The organism is Candidatus Pelagibacter ubique HIMB140, assembly GCF_025558165.1.
Classification (GTDB): domain Bacteria; phylum Pseudomonadota; class Alphaproteobacteria; order Pelagibacterales; family Pelagibacteraceae; genus Pelagibacter; species Pelagibacter ubique_T.
In genome coordinates this window covers 1,350,571-1,365,479 of the sequence record NZ_LAMZ01000001.1, presented here as the reverse complement: position 1 = coordinate 1,365,479, position 14,909 = coordinate 1,350,571, and the positions used below count along the sequence as shown (strand labels likewise).

The 14,909-nt window shown below is 31.6% G+C and carries 19 protein-coding genes; 4 read left to right on the top strand and 15 right to left on the bottom strand.

The features are described from left to right. Position 1: 1 nt before the first annotated feature. Positions 2 to 622 carry a GTP cyclohydrolase I FolE gene (folE, locus tag VP90_RS07295; RefSeq protein WP_262590453.1) on the bottom strand — a complete coding sequence of 207 codons (621 nt, stop codon included), beginning with the start codon at positions 620 to 622 and terminating at the stop codon, positions 2 to 4. 76 nt (positions 623 to 698) lie between these two features. Between folE and hisI the strand changes: the two genes are divergently transcribed. The 4 genes from hisI (at position 699) to VP90_RS07275 (ending at position 2,936) form a co-directional block, all read left to right on the top strand. Beyond that, positions 699 to 1,166 carry a phosphoribosyl-AMP cyclohydrolase gene (gene hisI / locus VP90_RS07290; protein WP_262590452.1) on the top strand — a complete coding sequence of 156 codons (468 nt, stop codon included), beginning with the start codon at positions 699 to 701 and terminating at the stop codon, positions 1,164 to 1,166. 5 nt (positions 1,167 to 1,171) lie between these two features. After that, positions 1,172 to 1,810, top strand: coding sequence for a 2OG-Fe(II) oxygenase family protein (locus VP90_RS07285; protein WP_262590451.1), 639 nt, complete (start codon positions 1,172 to 1,174; stop codon positions 1,808 to 1,810). A gap of 82 nt (positions 1,811 to 1,892) precedes the next feature. Then, a complete protein-coding gene (locus tag VP90_RS07280; protein WP_262590450.1) occupies positions 1,893 to 2,531 on the top strand; it encodes a 2OG-Fe(II) oxygenase family protein in 639 nt (212 codons plus the stop codon). Positions 2,532 to 2,555: 24 nt separating this feature from the next. Then, complete coding sequence (locus VP90_RS07275; RefSeq protein ID WP_262590449.1) at positions 2,556 to 2,936, top strand: DUF2237 family protein; 381 nt, start codon at positions 2,556 to 2,558, stop codon at positions 2,934 to 2,936. Position 2,937: 1 nt separating this feature from the next. On the opposite strand, the gene VP90_RS07270 is transcribed toward VP90_RS07275, so the two are convergent. Genes VP90_RS07270 through VP90_RS07205 form a run of 14 tightly spaced genes read right to left on the bottom strand, consistent with a single transcriptional unit; the run spans position 2,938 to position 14,906 of the window. After that, positions 2,938 to 4,557 carry an electron transfer flavoprotein-ubiquinone oxidoreductase gene (locus VP90_RS07270; protein WP_262590448.1) on the bottom strand — a complete coding sequence of 540 codons (1,620 nt, stop codon included), beginning with the start codon at positions 4,555 to 4,557 and terminating at the stop codon, positions 2,938 to 2,940. A 23-nt stretch (positions 4,558 to 4,580) separates the two neighbouring features. After that, positions 4,581 to 5,534, bottom strand: coding sequence for an electron transfer flavoprotein subunit alpha/FixB family protein (locus VP90_RS07265; RefSeq protein ID WP_262590447.1), 954 nt, complete (start codon positions 5,532 to 5,534; stop codon positions 4,581 to 4,583). Then, positions 5,534 to 6,283, bottom strand: coding sequence for an electron transfer flavoprotein subunit beta/FixA family protein (locus VP90_RS07260; protein WP_075506140.1), 750 nt, complete (start codon positions 6,281 to 6,283; stop codon positions 5,534 to 5,536). The genes VP90_RS07265 and VP90_RS07260 overlap by 1 nt, the downstream gene beginning before the upstream one ends. Next, complete coding sequence (locus VP90_RS07255; protein WP_262590446.1) at positions 6,283 to 8,715, bottom strand: GcvT family protein; 2,433 nt, start codon at positions 8,713 to 8,715, stop codon at positions 6,283 to 6,285. The genes VP90_RS07260 and VP90_RS07255 overlap by 1 nt, the downstream gene beginning before the upstream one ends. Before the next feature lie 57 nt (positions 8,716 to 8,772). Continuing rightward, a complete protein-coding gene (locus VP90_RS07250; RefSeq protein ID WP_262590445.1) occupies positions 8,773 to 9,246 on the bottom strand; it encodes a DUF4864 domain-containing protein in 474 nt (157 codons plus the stop codon). Next, positions 9,218 to 9,787 (bottom strand): NAD(P)H-dependent oxidoreductase, encoded by a 570-nt coding sequence (locus VP90_RS07245; RefSeq protein WP_262590444.1) that lies wholly within the window; start codon positions 9,785 to 9,787, stop codon positions 9,218 to 9,220. The genes VP90_RS07250 and VP90_RS07245 overlap by 29 nt, the downstream gene beginning before the upstream one ends. Positions 9,788 to 9,833: 46 nt before the next feature. Beyond that, positions 9,834 to 11,444, bottom strand: coding sequence for a hypothetical protein (locus VP90_RS07240; RefSeq protein WP_262590443.1), 1,611 nt, complete (start codon positions 11,442 to 11,444; stop codon positions 9,834 to 9,836). After that, positions 11,437 to 11,769 carry a gamma-glutamylcyclotransferase family protein gene (locus VP90_RS07235; protein ID WP_262590442.1) on the bottom strand — a complete coding sequence of 111 codons (333 nt, stop codon included), beginning with the start codon at positions 11,767 to 11,769 and terminating at the stop codon, positions 11,437 to 11,439. Before VP90_RS07235 ends, VP90_RS07240 begins: the two co-directional genes overlap by 8 nt. Before the next feature lie 20 nt (positions 11,770 to 11,789). Next, on the bottom strand, positions 11,790 to 12,209 hold the full coding sequence (locus VP90_RS07230; protein ID WP_262590441.1) for a DUF6691 family protein: 420 nt from the start codon (positions 12,207 to 12,209) through the stop codon (positions 11,790 to 11,792). Continuing rightward, complete coding sequence (locus VP90_RS07225; RefSeq protein ID WP_262590440.1) at positions 12,206 to 12,625, bottom strand: YeeE/YedE family protein; 420 nt, start codon at positions 12,623 to 12,625, stop codon at positions 12,206 to 12,208. The genes VP90_RS07230 and VP90_RS07225 overlap by 4 nt, the downstream gene beginning before the upstream one ends. Positions 12,626 to 12,629: 4 nt before the next feature. After that, positions 12,630 to 13,064, bottom strand: a complete 435-nt coding sequence (locus VP90_RS07220; protein ID WP_262590439.1) for a CoA-binding protein — start codon at positions 13,062 to 13,064, stop codon at positions 12,630 to 12,632. Positions 13,065 to 13,068: 4 nt separating this feature from the next. Then, positions 13,069 to 13,269, bottom strand: coding sequence for a hypothetical protein (locus VP90_RS07215; RefSeq protein WP_262590438.1), 201 nt, complete (start codon positions 13,267 to 13,269; stop codon positions 13,069 to 13,071). Positions 13,270 to 13,274: 5 nt separating this feature from the next. Then, positions 13,275 to 14,054, bottom strand: coding sequence for an enoyl-CoA hydratase (locus VP90_RS07210; RefSeq protein ID WP_262590437.1), 780 nt, complete (start codon positions 14,052 to 14,054; stop codon positions 13,275 to 13,277). After that, positions 14,055 to 14,906 carry a HalD/BesD family halogenase gene (locus tag VP90_RS07205; RefSeq protein ID WP_262590436.1) on the bottom strand — a complete coding sequence of 284 codons (852 nt, stop codon included), beginning with the start codon at positions 14,904 to 14,906 and terminating at the stop codon, positions 14,055 to 14,057. It lies immediately after the preceding gene. Positions 14,907 to 14,909: the final 3 nt, after the last annotated feature.

The window sequence follows — 14,909 nt, the reverse complement described above, 5'->3', positions numbered from 1 at the left end:
TTTAATCTTTTAGCGTAGTGCTAATAAATCGTAAATATCTATTTTGAAAACTTAAATCTTCTTTAAATTGACCTAAATAATAATTTGTTACTGTAGTTGCTTGTTCTTTTTTAATTCCTCTCATAGTCATACACTGATGAGTTGAATCTATTGTTACTGCAACACCTTTTGCATCTAATGATTCCATTAAAGTATTTGCAATTTGCATTGTAAGTCTCTCTTGAGTTTGAAGTCTTTTAGAGAATACCTCAACTACTCTTGCAAGTTTACTTAAGCCTACAACTCTTTCTTTTGGGATATAAGCAACATGAGCTTTTCCAATAATTGGTGCCATATGATGTTCGCAATGACTTTGAACAGAAATATTTTTTTGGACAACCATGTCATCATATCCCTCTACATCACCAAAAGTTTTATCTAAAATTTTATCTGGATCTTCTTTATAACCTTTAAAATATTCTTTAAATGCTTTAATAACTCTTTTTGGAGTTTCTAATAAACCTTCTCGATTTGGGTCTTCTCCCATCCATGTTAAAATTGTTTTAAAAGCTTCTTCAGCATCTTTGTCTGAAACTTGCTTGTTTTCATTTAACTTATCGTCAGTGTCTTTTACTAGTTTCATAGCGCCTTTTTATACAGTAATTACCTAATTTTAAAATATTTAATATATCTATATATGTGCTACATAATCACATTCTATGTTCAAAAAAAGAGAAAATATCTACGATATTGAGGAAGGAAATCTTCTTTCTCCTAAATTTGATAATGATGGCTTAATACCTGTCATTACCATGTGTTCAAAAACCAAAGATATTTTAATGCACGGCTATATGAATGTTGAAGCATTAAAAAAAACAATTGAAACCAAAGAAGCTCACTACTTTAGTAGATCTAGAAAAGCAATCTGGCACAAAGGTAAAACAAGTGGCTTTACCCAAAAAGTCACTGAAATAAGAATTGATGACGATCAAGACTCAATTTGGTTAACAGTTGATATAGGAGACGGCGCTAGTTGCCATGTTGGATACAGATCATGCTTTTATAGATCTATTCCTATGGGACCAATTGATAATGGACGTAAAGTAGAAATGGAATTTCTTGAAAAAGAAAAAAAATTTGATCCCGAAGTAGTTTATAAAGGAGAACCAAACCCAACTAAAATTTAATTGTTATGGAATTGAAATATCAAAATATAAAAGTGTTTGGTCCACCAGTGTTTAGAGTAAAAATTCCTATGGAAATTTTGGATAAACTAAACAAATATATAGACGATGTCGTAAAAGATAAAAGTCAATCTAAGAACCTAAATTATGGTGAGTCTTTGGTTGGAGATGTTACTCAGGAATTTGTTTTGGAAAAAGAATTTGCAAAATCCTCAGGTTGGTTAGATTTTTTAGCAAACTGTACTAAATCATACATAGAAATTAACGAGAGAAAAAAAATATCAAAATTTGCATTAATTGAAACTTGGATTGTGAGACAGTTTGAAAATGAATACAATCCTACTCATTGGCATTCAGGACATGTTTCTGGTGCTGGATTTTTAAAAGTTCCAAAAAATCTTGGGAAACATGTTCAAGACAAAAAATCAAAAAAATATAGAGGAGGAGATCTTCAGTTGATACATGGCTCAAAAATGTTTATGTCTGCTTCAACACTTAATATCATACCAGAAATAGGAGACTTTTATATTTTTCCAAACTATTTAATGCATACTGTTTTTCCTTTTAAAGAAACTGATGAAGAAAGAAGATCTATTTCTTTTAATGCATTAATTGATGAAGAAATCTATAATGTTTATGGGAAATAAGTTTCAAAAATTCTTAGGATAAAAAGTATTTGATCCTAGATAAGCTTATGAAATAAAATAAGAAAAAAATTTAAATTATTTTATGAAAGATATCCAGGCAAATATTATAAGACCATTTGGACCTTCAATATTAAAAGTAACTATACCAGAAAAAATTGTAAAAGATTTAAACACTTACATTGATAAAATTGTTGAAAACGAAAAAAAATCAAAGGAACTTGATTTTGGAAAACAATTAATTGGAGATGTGACACAAGAATTCAAGCTTGAAAAAGAATTTGTGAACGAAATAGGATGGCTTCAATTTTTAGCCAACTGCAGTGCCAAATGGATTGAGATGGAGACAAGAAAAAAAATTCAAAATTTTAATCTTTTAGAGTCATGGATAGTCAGGCAATTTAAGAACGAATATAATCCTGCTCATTATCACAATGGTCATATTTCAGGAGCTGGTTTTTTAAAGCTTCCAAAAACTTTTGGTAAACATGTACAAAATAAAGATAAAGAAAAAGATTATTTTGGAGGTACTCTAAATTTAATTCATGGATCTAGAGCATTTATATCTGAATCAATTTTCACAATAAAACCAAAAGTAGGCGATTTTTATTTTTTTCCACATTATTTAATGCATACTGTTTATCCTTTTAAAGAAAGCGATGAAGAAAGAAGATCTATTTCTTTTAATGCATTAATTGATAGAGAAATCTTTGAAAAAATATAATTTTAAAATTAAATTAGCCATGTAATGAAAAATATTAACAAACAGAAAAATGTTTTAGGTGAAAACTTAGAAGAATGCTCCAATGACCCATTAACAGGTTGGTTCAGAGATGGGTGTTGTAATACAGATGAAAATGACCACGGTTTACATACTGTTTGTGCAAAAGTTACAACTGAATGCTTAGAGTGGATGAAAGAAGCAGGTAATGATTTAATTACTCCACATCCTGAATTTGGATTTCCAGGTTTAAAAGATGGAGATGGATGGTGTCTGTGTGCTAGTTGGTATGCAAGAGCAGTTGAAGCCGGTAAAGGATGTCCAATATTTTTGAAAAGAACTCACGAAAACACTCTTAAATATGTGTCTATTGAAACTTTAAAAAAGTTTGCAATAGATTTGTCCTAATTTACATATTTCCATATCTTGGTCCGCCACCACCTTCTGGTGTCACCCAAGTTATGTTTTGTGAAGGCTCTTTAATATCACAAGTTTTACAATGAATACAATTTTGCGAATTAATTACAAACTTATTAACATCATTTTCTTTCTGCACTTCATATACTCCAGCAGGACAATACCTTTGTGCAGGTTCATCAAATTTTTCTAAAGTATATTTAATTGGTAAATCAGGATCTTTAAGTTGTAAGTGGACAGGTTGATTGTCAGCATGGTTAGTTCCTGTAAGATAAACTGAACTAGTTTTATCAAAAGTTATTACATTATCGTACTTTGGATAATCAATTTTGGGCATTTGACTTGCAGGTTTTAATGTTTCATGATCTGCATGTTTGTGTTTAAGAGTGAACGGAAGCTTTCCTCTAAACAATATTTGATCAATACCCGTAAAGATAATACCCAAAATTAATCCCCAACTAAAACTTGGTTTTACATTTCGAGCCTCAAATAACTCTCTATATAACCAGCTATTTTTAAATTTATCCTCATAAATTGATAAATCCTTATTTTCTTTAAAATGTTCATTAATAGTTTCAGCTGCAATCATTCCACTTTTCATTGCAGTATGAGAGCCTTTAATTTTAGGCATATTTAATGTACCAGCATCACATCCTACTATTAAGGCACCTGGCATAAACATTTTAGGTAAACTTTGAAATCCTCCCTCGATTAATGCTCTTGCGCCATATGAAATTCTTTTTCCTCCCTCTATTATTTTTTTAATTGCTGGATGAGTTTTAAATCTTTGAAATTCATCATATGGAGATAAATGCGGATTTTTGTAATCCAATCCTATTACATAGCCTAAAAACACTTGTTTATTTTCAGCGTGATACATAAAACTTCCGCCATAAGTGTTGTTATCAAGTGGCCATCCAGCTGTATGCATTACTAGTCCTTCTTCATGATTTTTTTCTTCTATTTCCCAAATTTCCTTAAAACCAATTCCATATTGCTGGGGATCTTTTCCTTTACTCAATTCAAATTTTTGAATTAATTGTTTTCCTAGATGACCTCTGCAACCTTCAGCAAAAACTGTTACTTTTCCTAATAGCTCAATGCCTGGTTCAAAACTATCTTTTTTGTTGCCCTCTTTATCTATACCCATATCTTGGGTAGCTACTCCTTTAACAGACCCGTCATCATTATATAAAATTTCACTTGCTGGGAAACCTGGAAAAATTTCTACACCCAAAGCTTCTGCTTGTTCAGCTAACCATCTACATAAGTTAGCTAAACTAATAATATAATTTTTATGATTTTGTTGAACTGCTGGCAAAAGCCAGGTCGGCCAACTCAAAGATTTGGTTTTTCCTAAAAATAAAAATTTTTCTTTTAATACTTTTGTTTTAATTGGCGAGTTAAGTTCTCTCCAATTAGGTAACAACTCATCTAGAGCTCTTGTTTCAAAAACATTCCCGCTCAAAATATGAGCTCCTATTTCTGAAGCTTTTTCAAGCAAACAAACATTCAAATTTGAATCTAATTGTTTTAATTTAATTGCAGTCGCTAATCCTGATGGGCCACCACCAATGATTACAACATCATATTCCATAGATTCTTTAGACATAATCTAGTTTTTAACTGTAAGGATTATTTTTGTATAGTGTTTAATTTGTTCAGCTCTTCCATGAGCTGAGGTAAGGCTTCAAAGAGATCTGCCTCAAGACCATAATCAGCCACACTAAAAATGGGTGCTTCACCATCTTTATTAATTGCAACAATAACTTTACTTTCTTTCATACCTGCTAAATGCTGAATTGCTCCTGATATTCCAACAGCTATGTATAAATCTGGCACAACAACTTTTCCAGTTTGTCCAACTTGATGATCGTTGCTTATATAACCTGCATCAACTGCAGCTCTTGATGCTCCAATAGCTGCTCCAAGCTTATCAGCAATTTCTGTAATTAATTTAAAGTTATCTCCACTTTGCATTCCTCTTCCGCCTGATACAACAATTCTAGCTGTACCAAGTTCAGGTCTATCAGATTTAATTTCTTCTCTTTTTACAAATTTTGTATTTGAAAATTCTTCACCAGCATCAATTTTCTCAATTGGTGCTGAGCCTCCTGAGCTTTCACAAGGTTCAAATGAAGTTGGTCTAATAGTTACACATTTTTTTGCATCATTACTTTTAACTGTTGCAAAAGCATTCCCGGCATAAATTGGTCTAACAAAAGTATCAGATGATATTACTTTTATAATGTCACTAACTTGCGAGGTATCAAGATGAGCTGCAATCCGTGGCATTAAATTTTTACCAAATGTATTTGCTGAACAAATGATATGAGAATAATTTTCTGCTAACTTAACCACAACTGGAGCAAAATTTTCTGCAGTGAAATTTTCATAGTGTGGTGCTTCAACACTTAACACTTTCTTAATTACCGGAAGTTCTGATAGTTGTTTTGATGCTTCTGCACTATTACTTCCAATTATCACTGCGTGAACTTCACTATCAATTTGTGAAGCAGCTGTAGCTGCATTTAATGTAAATGGTCTTAACTCTTTATTATTATGTTCTGCTATAAGTAAAACTGCCATTATATTACCTTTGCCTCATTTTTTAATTTTTGAACTAATTCTGCCACATTAGCCACTTTAATACCCGCTTTTCTTTTTGGTGGCTCTTCTACTTTAATTTGCTCTACTCTTGGAGAAGTATCAATACCTAGATCAGATGCAGAAATTTCTTCAATTGGTTTTTTCTTCGCCTTCATAATGTTTGGAAGAGAAGCGTATCTTGGTTCATTTAATCTTAAATCACAAGTTACAATAGCAGGAACATTTATTTCAATTGTTTCAAGTCCCTCATCAATTTCTCTAGTAACTTCTAGTTTGTTATCTTTTACATCAATCTTTGATGCAAAAGTTGCTTGTGGCCAATTTAATAATGCACTCAACATTTGACCTGTTTGATTACAATCATCATCAATTGCTTGTTTTCCCATAAAAACTAAATCTGGTTTTTCTTTTTCAACAACTTTTTGTAAAATTTTTGAAACAGCTAATGGCTCTAGTATTCCATCTGCTTTCACATGAATTCCTCTATCTGCTCCAACTGCTAATGCCTTTCTAACAGTTTCTTGAGCTTTTTCTTCACCTACAGTTATTGCAACCACTTCAGTTGCCTTTCCTGCTTCTTTAATTTTTACTGCCTCTTCGATTGCATTATCATCTGGTGGATTAGTTGACATTTTTACATTGTCTGTAACTACGCCAGTGCCATCTTCTTTAACTCTGATTTGAACGTTGTAATCAATAACTCTTTTTACTGCTACTAAGATTTTCATTAAGCTCTCAACAAATTATTTTCTGAATCGTATGGACTTTCATCTAATACGGTAGCGTCATACATTTCACCCAATATATCAACTTGTAATTTGTCGCCCACATTAGAACAATCAGGTTTTACCATTGCAAGAGCTATTGATTTATCTAATCTAAAACCAAACTCACCGCCTGTTGCTCTCCCAACCACCTTACCGTCTTTAAATATAGGATTATTTCCTAAAACATCGGCATCTTTAGTGTTGTGAACTTCTAAAGTTACTAATTTATTATCAAAACCTTTTTCTCTCCATTTATTAAGTGCTTCTAAACCAATAAAGTTTCCTTTATTTGGATGAATAAATCTATCTAGTCCTGATTCATATGGAGAATATTCAATCGACAATTCTGTTCCAACTAATTTGTAAGATTTTTCTACTCTTAAACTATTCATTGCTCTGATACCAAAAGGTTTAATTCCTAAATCTTTACCAGCTTCCATTAATTTATCAAAAATATGATTTTGATACTCGATTGGATGATGAAGTTCCCATCCGAGTTCACCAACAAAATTTACTCTCATGGCATTAACTGGTGCATATCCTACATTCACATTTTTTGCTGTAAGCCATTTAAAGTTTTCATTAGAAAAATCATCTGTTGAAACTTTTTGCATTAGTTGTCTTGCTTTAGGGCCAGCAACTACCAAGACACCTGTGCTATTTGTTAAATCTTCAAAAATTACAGATCCATCATTTGGCATCCATTTTTGAATCCAATCATGATCTAATCTTAAATTTGCTCCAGCTGATACTAAGTAATAACTATTCTCAGCTTCTTTCATAATTGTAAATTCTGAATGCACACCACCTTTGGTATTTAATGCGTGGCATAGATTTATTCTTCCAATCTTTTTTGGAAGCTTATTTGCAACTAAATAGTCTAAAAACTCTTCTGCTTTAGGTCCTCTTATTCTGCATTTTGCAAAGGCAGTCATATCTAAAAGACCAACATTTTCTTTTACGTTTTCACATTCCTTTTTAATTGCATCAAACCATTTTGATCTTCTAAACGACCAATCATCTTTTTGTTCCATTCCATCTGTTGCAAAAAAGTTAGGTCTTTCCCATCCAAATTTTTGTCCAAAAACTGCTCCTAAATTTTTCATTCTTTCGTAACACGGAGCTGTTCTTAAAGGTCTTGCTGCAGGTCTTTCCTCATCGGGATAGTGAACTATAAATACATGACTATAAGCTTCTTCATTTTTAGCCTTCAAATAAGATTTTGTTGCATAGTTTCCATATCTTCTTGGCTCAACACCCAACATATCAATTGTTGGTTCACCATCTACAATCCATTCAGCAAGTTGCCAACCAGCACCACCTGCTGCAGTTATTCCAAAACTATGACCTTCATTAATCCAAAAATTCTTAAGTCCCCAAGCAGGTCCAACAATTGGATTTCCATCAGGTGTATAACAAATTGCTCCATTATAAACTTTCTTAACTCCAACTTCTCCGAAGGCCGGAACTCTATGTATTGCTCCTTCGATATGTGGAGCTAATCTATCTAAATCTTCTTGAAATAATTCGTATTCAGAATTCTTTGATGGTCCTTCTACATAACATGCTGGTGCACCATCTTCATAAGGTCCTAAAATTAATCCACCTGCTTCTTCTCTCATATACCATCTACTATCGCTATCTCTTAAGACTCCCATTTCTGGTAAACCGTCTTTTTTTCTTTGTTGAATTAAAGGATGAGGTTCAGTCACGATATATTGATGTTCAACAGGAATAACTGGAATATCTAATCCAACCATTTCACCAGTTTGTCTTGCAAAATTTCCAGAACAAGAAATTACATGTTCACACTCTATTGATCCTTTATCTGTTTCAACAATCCATCCATCTTTTGTTTGTCTCATTGATAGAACAGTTGTGTTTCTATAAATCTCTGCTCCCCTATTTCTTGCACCAGTAGCTAAAGCTTGTGTTAAATCTGCTGGTTGGATGTATCCATCTTCTGGGTGTTGAATTGCTCCAACTAAATCATCTGTATGACATAGAGGCCAAATTTCTTTTACTTGTTGTGGAGTTAAAAATTTTACATCTACCCCAATTGTTCGAGCAACACCTGCGTACTGATGGTACTCATCCATTCTATCTTTTGTACTTGCCAAACGAATATTTGAAACAACACTAAAGCCAACATTTTTTCCAGTTTCTTCTTCTAAAGTTTTATAAAGATTTACCGCATATTTATGTAGCTGACCTACAGAGTAACTCATATTAAATAATGGCAATAAACCTGCTGCATGCCAAGTTGAACCTGAGGTTAATTCTTTTCTCTCAACAAGAACTACATCCGACCAACCTTTTTTTGCTAAATGATAAAGAGCACTGACACCAACTACTCCACCACCAACTACTACGACTTTAGTTTTTGTTTTCATTTCGTGATTCCTACTAAATTTTTATTAGTAACGAAACAAAAATGTATCTGTGGATAATCAAATTGAGCTGCCGAGTGGAATTGGACTTGATACCATTGTGGTCAACCAGCAATCTTTTAAAACTCCTTCGTCTGTATATTTTTCAACCTGCCAATTGAACTTGTGATAAATTTTGTCCTTGTCTAAAATGATGACCTCAAATTGGGCCCATTTGTCACTACTGCCAAGCTCTGTGATAGTGTGGCTTAGATGATTAATCATCATTTTATAGGAGGCTCCTTTGATCATTCGCTTAAAATTACCTAGGGGACCTGTTACTCTTTTATTGTTTGGGTGAGCAAAGGTCCAGGTTTGCTCTATCCCTCTGTCTTTATATTCTAAATCATTTTGTTTGAGACCATTAAGTTGAATTTCAACAACTTCTTTTGGAGAAATATTTTTGCTTGGGTTTATCAACTCTGAATATGAATAAACAGTAGTTAATAATAGAATTAATAAAGTGCTAAATATTATTCGCAGTTTTTCTAACATCTTCTAAGAACTCTTGTCTTTTTGAGTCGCTTACAAAAGGTACTGCAAAATATCTTCGATAGGTAATGTTATATATGCCACACATATGAAATACCCCTCTTTTAAGTCTTCTAATCGGTAAATTTAAAAAAAATGTAGTGATAGCTAGTCTTGGTGAACCATATGTACAAAAAATTACGGCTTTCTTTTTTCTTAAATTACCAATTGGATAACCATAGTTTCCAACTAGTTGCTTAAATCTAAATGCCCATGGTGGTGCCAACACTTTATCAATCCATCCTTCAACAATTGCTGGCATTCTAAAATTCCATATTGGTGCAACTAATACAATTGTATCACTCTCTTCTATTCTCTTACGATGATCTAAGACTTCAGCGCTTGGGTCCTCACCAGCAAATACAGGATCAAACTTTTCTTTGTATAAATCTACAACGTCTACTTTATTACCTTTTAATTCAGAGTGTTTGATAAATTCATTTTTAATTGCTGCATTAAATGAATTGTCATTATAATGACCGTAAACTAGGAAAATTTTTTTCATAATTTTTAATTAACAAAAAAAACCAAAAAAACTATAAAATTATTGTTTATTCTGAGGTTTTGTACTTACTATTGTTAATTATATAGACAAATAAAATAGGCAAAATTAGTGTAAGTAAAATTACCACAATTAACAATATCCCAAGCTCTGAGTAATCAGCAGTAGTTTGAATTTCACCTGAAACTTTATCTTTTACTTCTCTAGTAACTGTAAAAATTTGATTTAAATATTTTGTTCCTAAAGCACTTGCTGAAAGAGCCAAATTTGTAAAAGAAGCAAATACTGCAAAAAAAGTTGCTTTAAGATGTGAGGGGGCATTTTTAGCAATCCATGCCAATAAAGGAATCATTGATACCTGTCCCAATGGAGACTCTAAAGCTGTATTAAGTATCGCTATAAATTTAGCATCAACTACACCACCTGTTATTGAAGCGGTCCAATTATGAAATCCATAATACATTCCAACACTTGGTAAAAATAAAATCGCACTAGCTATACTTAATACAACAATAATTTTTGCAATCGAGTTATTGGCCATAAATGGTCTCAATAAAACAATTCCAGCCAATGTTAAAATTGATGCTAGTAAAGACAAAATTGAAAAAAATTGTTCATTAAAACCAAGTTCATCAATTTCAAACCACGTTAGACCAGGACCAGGCCCTGGCATCGCTCTAAATATAAATATAATTACTGCAGTACCAACAATTGTTAACCTTAAATTTTCTGGCAACTCTTTGATGAGCTTAAACATCAAAAATAAAATTATAATGACTGAACCAATGAAAACAATTTCTTGTGCAAAGGGAACTTTGAAGGATCCAATAGATAAAGTGAAAATAACAAAAATTAAGCTTCCTCCAAGGATCCACCAATTAATTTTAGTTTTCTCAGTTCCTCTTTCCTCTTTAAATTCAAGTACTTTAGATTTTAAATTTTGAATTTTCTTATTCCTTAAATATTTTGCTAAAAATACTCCTAAGATTGAAACAACTGGAATAACTAAAGCATACAAATAAATTTTACCGTATAGAGCAATTTTAGCAGCCTGTTCTAGGCTATCTACATCTCTAAATAAAATTACATTCACCAACGCAACTAAAACAGTACCTCCAATAATTGCAAAACGACCAAGGGTTTGCATTGTTGTATGCATAATTTTAACTTGATCTTTACTGTAATCATTTCCACTCTCATCAGTTAGTGGGACAGCTTCAACAGTCATAGCATCTGCAACAACATCTTGAATTACATAACCAACAGGTGCTAAGATTACGCTAATCACAAACCAAGTCTCAACTGAGAAAATTTCAGACATGTCTTCTGTATGAATTATAAGTCCATACATAATCAGCAAACTTAAAGCGATTAAAGATGCGCCAAAGTAAACCATATAATTTTTTCTATCCCATATAAGATCTACCAAATGTCCTAAAGGCATTTTTAAAGCCCATGGAATTCCAGCCCAAAACCCAAGTCCAGCTAAAAATGCTGCAGATAAATTTAAGTAGTCTTTAACAAAAAAAGTTCCAACTATTCCAGTTAATCCAGAAATACCAGCTGCAACATAAACCATCAAAGGAGGCAAATAAGTCCATTTAAATTGTCGACCCAAATCTAAAAAAGTGCTGTCTAAAAATTTTAAAATTTTATTCATTTAATTCATAAATATAAGCTAATTGTATAGATCCATCATTCAAATAAACGTTGGTTGTAGATCTTCTGTATTCTTTTCCTTCAAAATCATCCAACATTTTTAAATTATTTTGAAGATTATCTGATTCAAGTAACCAGCCACTAACTTTTTCTCCTGATTTATCCAATTGAATCACAGGAAAACCAATTTTATTTCCCCATCCTTTTTTAAATAGATTGCCTAAAACAAATCCCTGTTTCCAAGTACCTTCCAAATGTTTTAAATAATTTTCATTTGCTTCACCAGGTTGTAATGAACCATAGACAAATAAAGAATTGATGATCACGGTTAATTTAAGTTTTATAGTTACTTAGCTTTATTTAAATTCAAAGTTTTCACAAAATAAAAACCAACTAACATTGAAACAACAAAAGTTACTGAGTAAATATTCAATAAAGCAACAGAAGTTATAGCTGGACCAGGACATAATCCACCCAATCCCCATCCAGCACCAAATAAAGCTGAACCTAATATTAATTGATTATTAATTGTTCTGTTGTTTGAATAATTAAATTTCTCAGCAAATAATGGTTTTTCTTTTTTCTTAATTATGTGAAACAGGGGAGATGAAACAACCAAAGCTCCAATCATCACAAATGCAAGAGAAGGATCCCAATTTCCAAATAAATCTAAAAAGCCTAATACTTTTGCTGGATTAACCATTTCAGATATCACTAAACCAATACCAAATATTATACCTGAAAGAAGGGAAGCTAATTTGTTCATAATAAATTTTTTATAAATACAGTTAATATTCCAACAATCATAAATGTAATTGTTGCAATAATTGATCTTAAAGAAAATCTTCCAATACCACTTATACCGTGGCCACTCGTACAGCCACCACTGATCCGTGTTCCGATTCCAACCAACAAACCAGCTGCTATCATCAAGACATAAGAATTAGAAATACTAATGCTAATTTCTCCTTTAGAAAATAATGAGTAAATAAATGGTGCAATAATTAATCCCAATAAAAATAATAAATTATCAAATTTATTTTCTTTTTCTGTTAACGCATTACTTGCAATACCACTAATTCCCACTAAACGGCCGTTGAGTAAAAAAAATACCACTACTGCTAATCCAATTATCAATCCACCAGTAAAGGCAGGAATTGGTGTAAAATTTACTATGGTCATAAAATTAATTACTCAAAACAGGAAAAGCTTGTCTTACTTTTAAAAAAAATTTTTGATATTCCATTTTAGTACATTTGTTTTCTACGTATTCTATATTATTTCTTTCTACAAGTGACTTGGCATTTTCGTCTCTTATTCCAAGTTGTAACCATAATACTTTAGCGCCAATTTTTACTGTATCTTCAGCAATACCATATGCTTCTTTAGAAGGTCTAAAAACATCTACAATGTCTATAGGATCTTTAATTTCTGTTATCGAGGCAAACACTTCTTCACCTAAAATTTTTTTACCCTTAGCTGATGGATTAACTGGATAAACTTTATAACCATACTCTTGCATATATTTCATGACAATAGTTGAGGGTTTTTTTAAATCATTACTGACACCAATCATTGCTATTGACTTAGAATTTTCTAAAATCCTCTTTATGTCGCTCATTTTATTATTTGTTTTCTTTTTTAATTTGTTCCTCGCAGAATTTTCTTGCTTCTTCCAAATCAGTAATTTTAGTCTCAGATAATTTTTGACTTCCGGCAATACAAGCATCCACTGCTCTTTTAAAATTATGATCTTTAAAATTTAATACAAAGTACATTCCAAAAATAATAAATAAAATAATGAGTATATTTTTTTTATTCTTCATTATTATTATTTATGTTTCCAATTTGGTTTTCTTTTTTCTAAAAAAGCCGAAATACCTTCTTTGGCATCCATTGCCATCATATTAACAGTCATCATTTTGCTAGTGTAAGCATAAGCTTTTCTTAAAGGCATTTCTAATTGTTTATAAAAAGCTTGTTTTCCAATTTTAATGGTCAAATTTGATTTAGTTGCAATTTTTTTTGCTACTTTTAAAACTTCATCGTTTAATTTTGATTTAGAAAAATGATCATTTATTAAACCAATTTCTTTTGCATAATTTGCTTTGATAGGTTCTCCTGTTAAAAGCATCTCCATCATTGGTTTACGATTAATTTTTCTACTAACCGCCACCATTGGTGTGCTGCAAAACAATCCAATATTTACACCAGGTGTCGCGAATAAAGCGTCTTTGGTGCTATATGCAAGATCACAACTTGCAACTAACTGACAGCCTGCTGCAAAAGCTGCCCCATGAACCTTTGCAATAACTGGTTTTTTTCCTTCAACAATTTGCAACATAACCTTAGAGCAAAGATTAAATAACTTTTGATATTTATCTTTTTTTTTTAGACTTCTGACTTCTTTTAGATTATGGCCAGCACTAAATCCTTTTCCTGCGCCCTCTATGATTATTACTTTAGTTTTTTTATCAGCATCTAATTTTTTTAATGATTTTAATAAATCGGAAAGATTTTTAAATGAAAGAGAATTATATGTTTTTGGTTCATCAATTATTATTGATGAAATCTCAGAATTAATTCTCTTTATTTTAATATTACTAATCATTTAATCAGTTAATCCATCGGATCTAGCCTGATTTCTTTCTATATGAATTGGCAAAACTTTACCATAAATTGCTTTTGAGTGTTCTGGGGTATTTACTCTATAAGGATCTAAGACATAAGCAGGAATACACATATATCTAGATTTTTGACCTTCTACTTTTGTAACTCTATGTAGAGTAAATCTTCCTTTAAAAATTTGAAGATCTCCAGGTTCTAATTTAAGCTGTCTTACTCTTGATCGATCTCCTTCTAAAACTTTTTTAACCTCATCAAAATTTTCGTTTCCTGGCGCTCTAATATTTGGACAATATTCAAAAACACCTCCTTTTTCAGGTTTCTGTATCATCAAGCTTAGAGTGAATTCACAACTATCAAAATGCCAAGGAAGAATTCCATCAGGTTTTATAACATTATACGCATGACAAGCCAAAGGGTCTGCCCATCTATAAATAGGGGAAATACCTAAGCATGCAGAAACAAATTTTAAAAGTTCTTCTGTTTCATAAAGATATTTCATTTCTGAATTTTTTGGAAAGCAATCTGAATTTAAATATCCATTATACCTTTCCATAAAATTTCTTTTTGGATGTTTTGCAGGCAAACTTGGATCATCTTTAGCATAAAGATATGCATTGATGCTTTCTTTAGACATATAAACTTCATCAAGTTGTTTTTCTAATTCTGAATTCATTACCTCTAAAGATTTAGGTAAAATAAAATTTGGAATAGTTGAACAACTATATTGGTCTAATTCTTCCTTACATTTTTTTACTAAATTTTTAATGATTGGGGAATTTAAATCGTGAATAGGATATTTTTTTAAATCGACAATAGTGTTTAATCTATCGTTCATTAA

Excerpts from the sequence above, each read along its gene's own strand:
- folE (WP_262590453.1), bottom strand. The coding sequence starts at position 622 with ATGAAACTAGTAAAAGACACTGACGATAAGTTAAATGAAAACAAGCAA.
- hisI (WP_262590452.1), top strand. The coding sequence starts at position 699 with ATGTTCAAAAAAAGAGAAAATATCTACGATATTGAGGAAGGAAATCTT.
- VP90_RS07285 (WP_262590451.1), top strand. The coding sequence starts at position 1,172 with ATGGAATTGAAATATCAAAATATAAAAGTGTTTGGTCCACCAGTGTTT.
- VP90_RS07280 (WP_262590450.1), top strand. The coding sequence starts at position 1,893 with ATGAAAGATATCCAGGCAAATATTATAAGACCATTTGGACCTTCAATA.
- VP90_RS07275 (WP_262590449.1), top strand. The coding sequence starts at position 2,556 with ATGAAAAATATTAACAAACAGAAAAATGTTTTAGGTGAAAACTTAGAA.
- VP90_RS07270 (WP_262590448.1), bottom strand. The coding sequence starts at position 4,557 with ATGTCTAAAGAATCTATGGAATATGATGTTGTAATCATTGGTGGTGGC.
- VP90_RS07265 (WP_262590447.1), bottom strand. The coding sequence starts at position 5,534 with ATGGCAGTTTTACTTATAGCAGAACATAATAATAAAGAGTTAAGACCA.
- VP90_RS07260 (WP_075506140.1), bottom strand. The coding sequence starts at position 6,283 with ATGAAAATCTTAGTAGCAGTAAAAAGAGTTATTGATTACAACGTTCAA.
- VP90_RS07255 (WP_262590446.1), bottom strand. The coding sequence starts at position 8,715 with ATGAAAACAAAAACTAAAGTCGTAGTAGTTGGTGGTGGAGTAGTTGGT.
- VP90_RS07250 (WP_262590445.1), bottom strand. The coding sequence starts at position 9,246 with ATGTTAGAAAAACTGCGAATAATATTTAGCACTTTATTAATTCTATTA.
- VP90_RS07245 (WP_262590444.1), bottom strand. The coding sequence starts at position 9,787 with ATGAAAAAAATTTTCCTAGTTTACGGTCATTATAATGACAATTCATTT.
- VP90_RS07240 (WP_262590443.1), bottom strand. The coding sequence starts at position 11,444 with ATGAATAAAATTTTAAAATTTTTAGACAGCACTTTTTTAGATTTGGGT.
- VP90_RS07230 (WP_262590441.1), bottom strand. The coding sequence starts at position 12,209 with ATGAACAAATTAGCTTCCCTTCTTTCAGGTATAATATTTGGTATTGGT.
- VP90_RS07225 (WP_262590440.1), bottom strand. The coding sequence starts at position 12,625 with ATGACCATAGTAAATTTTACACCAATTCCTGCCTTTACTGGTGGATTG.
- VP90_RS07220 (WP_262590439.1), bottom strand. The coding sequence starts at position 13,064 with ATGAGCGACATAAAGAGGATTTTAGAAAATTCTAAGTCAATAGCAATG.
- VP90_RS07215 (WP_262590438.1), bottom strand. The coding sequence starts at position 13,269 with ATGAAGAATAAAAAAAATATACTCATTATTTTATTTATTATTTTTGGA.
- VP90_RS07210 (WP_262590437.1), bottom strand. The coding sequence starts at position 14,054 with ATGATTAGTAATATTAAAATAAAGAGAATTAATTCTGAGATTTCATCA.
- VP90_RS07205 (WP_262590436.1), bottom strand. The coding sequence starts at position 14,906 with ATGAACGATAGATTAAACACTATTGTCGATTTAAAAAAATATCCTATT.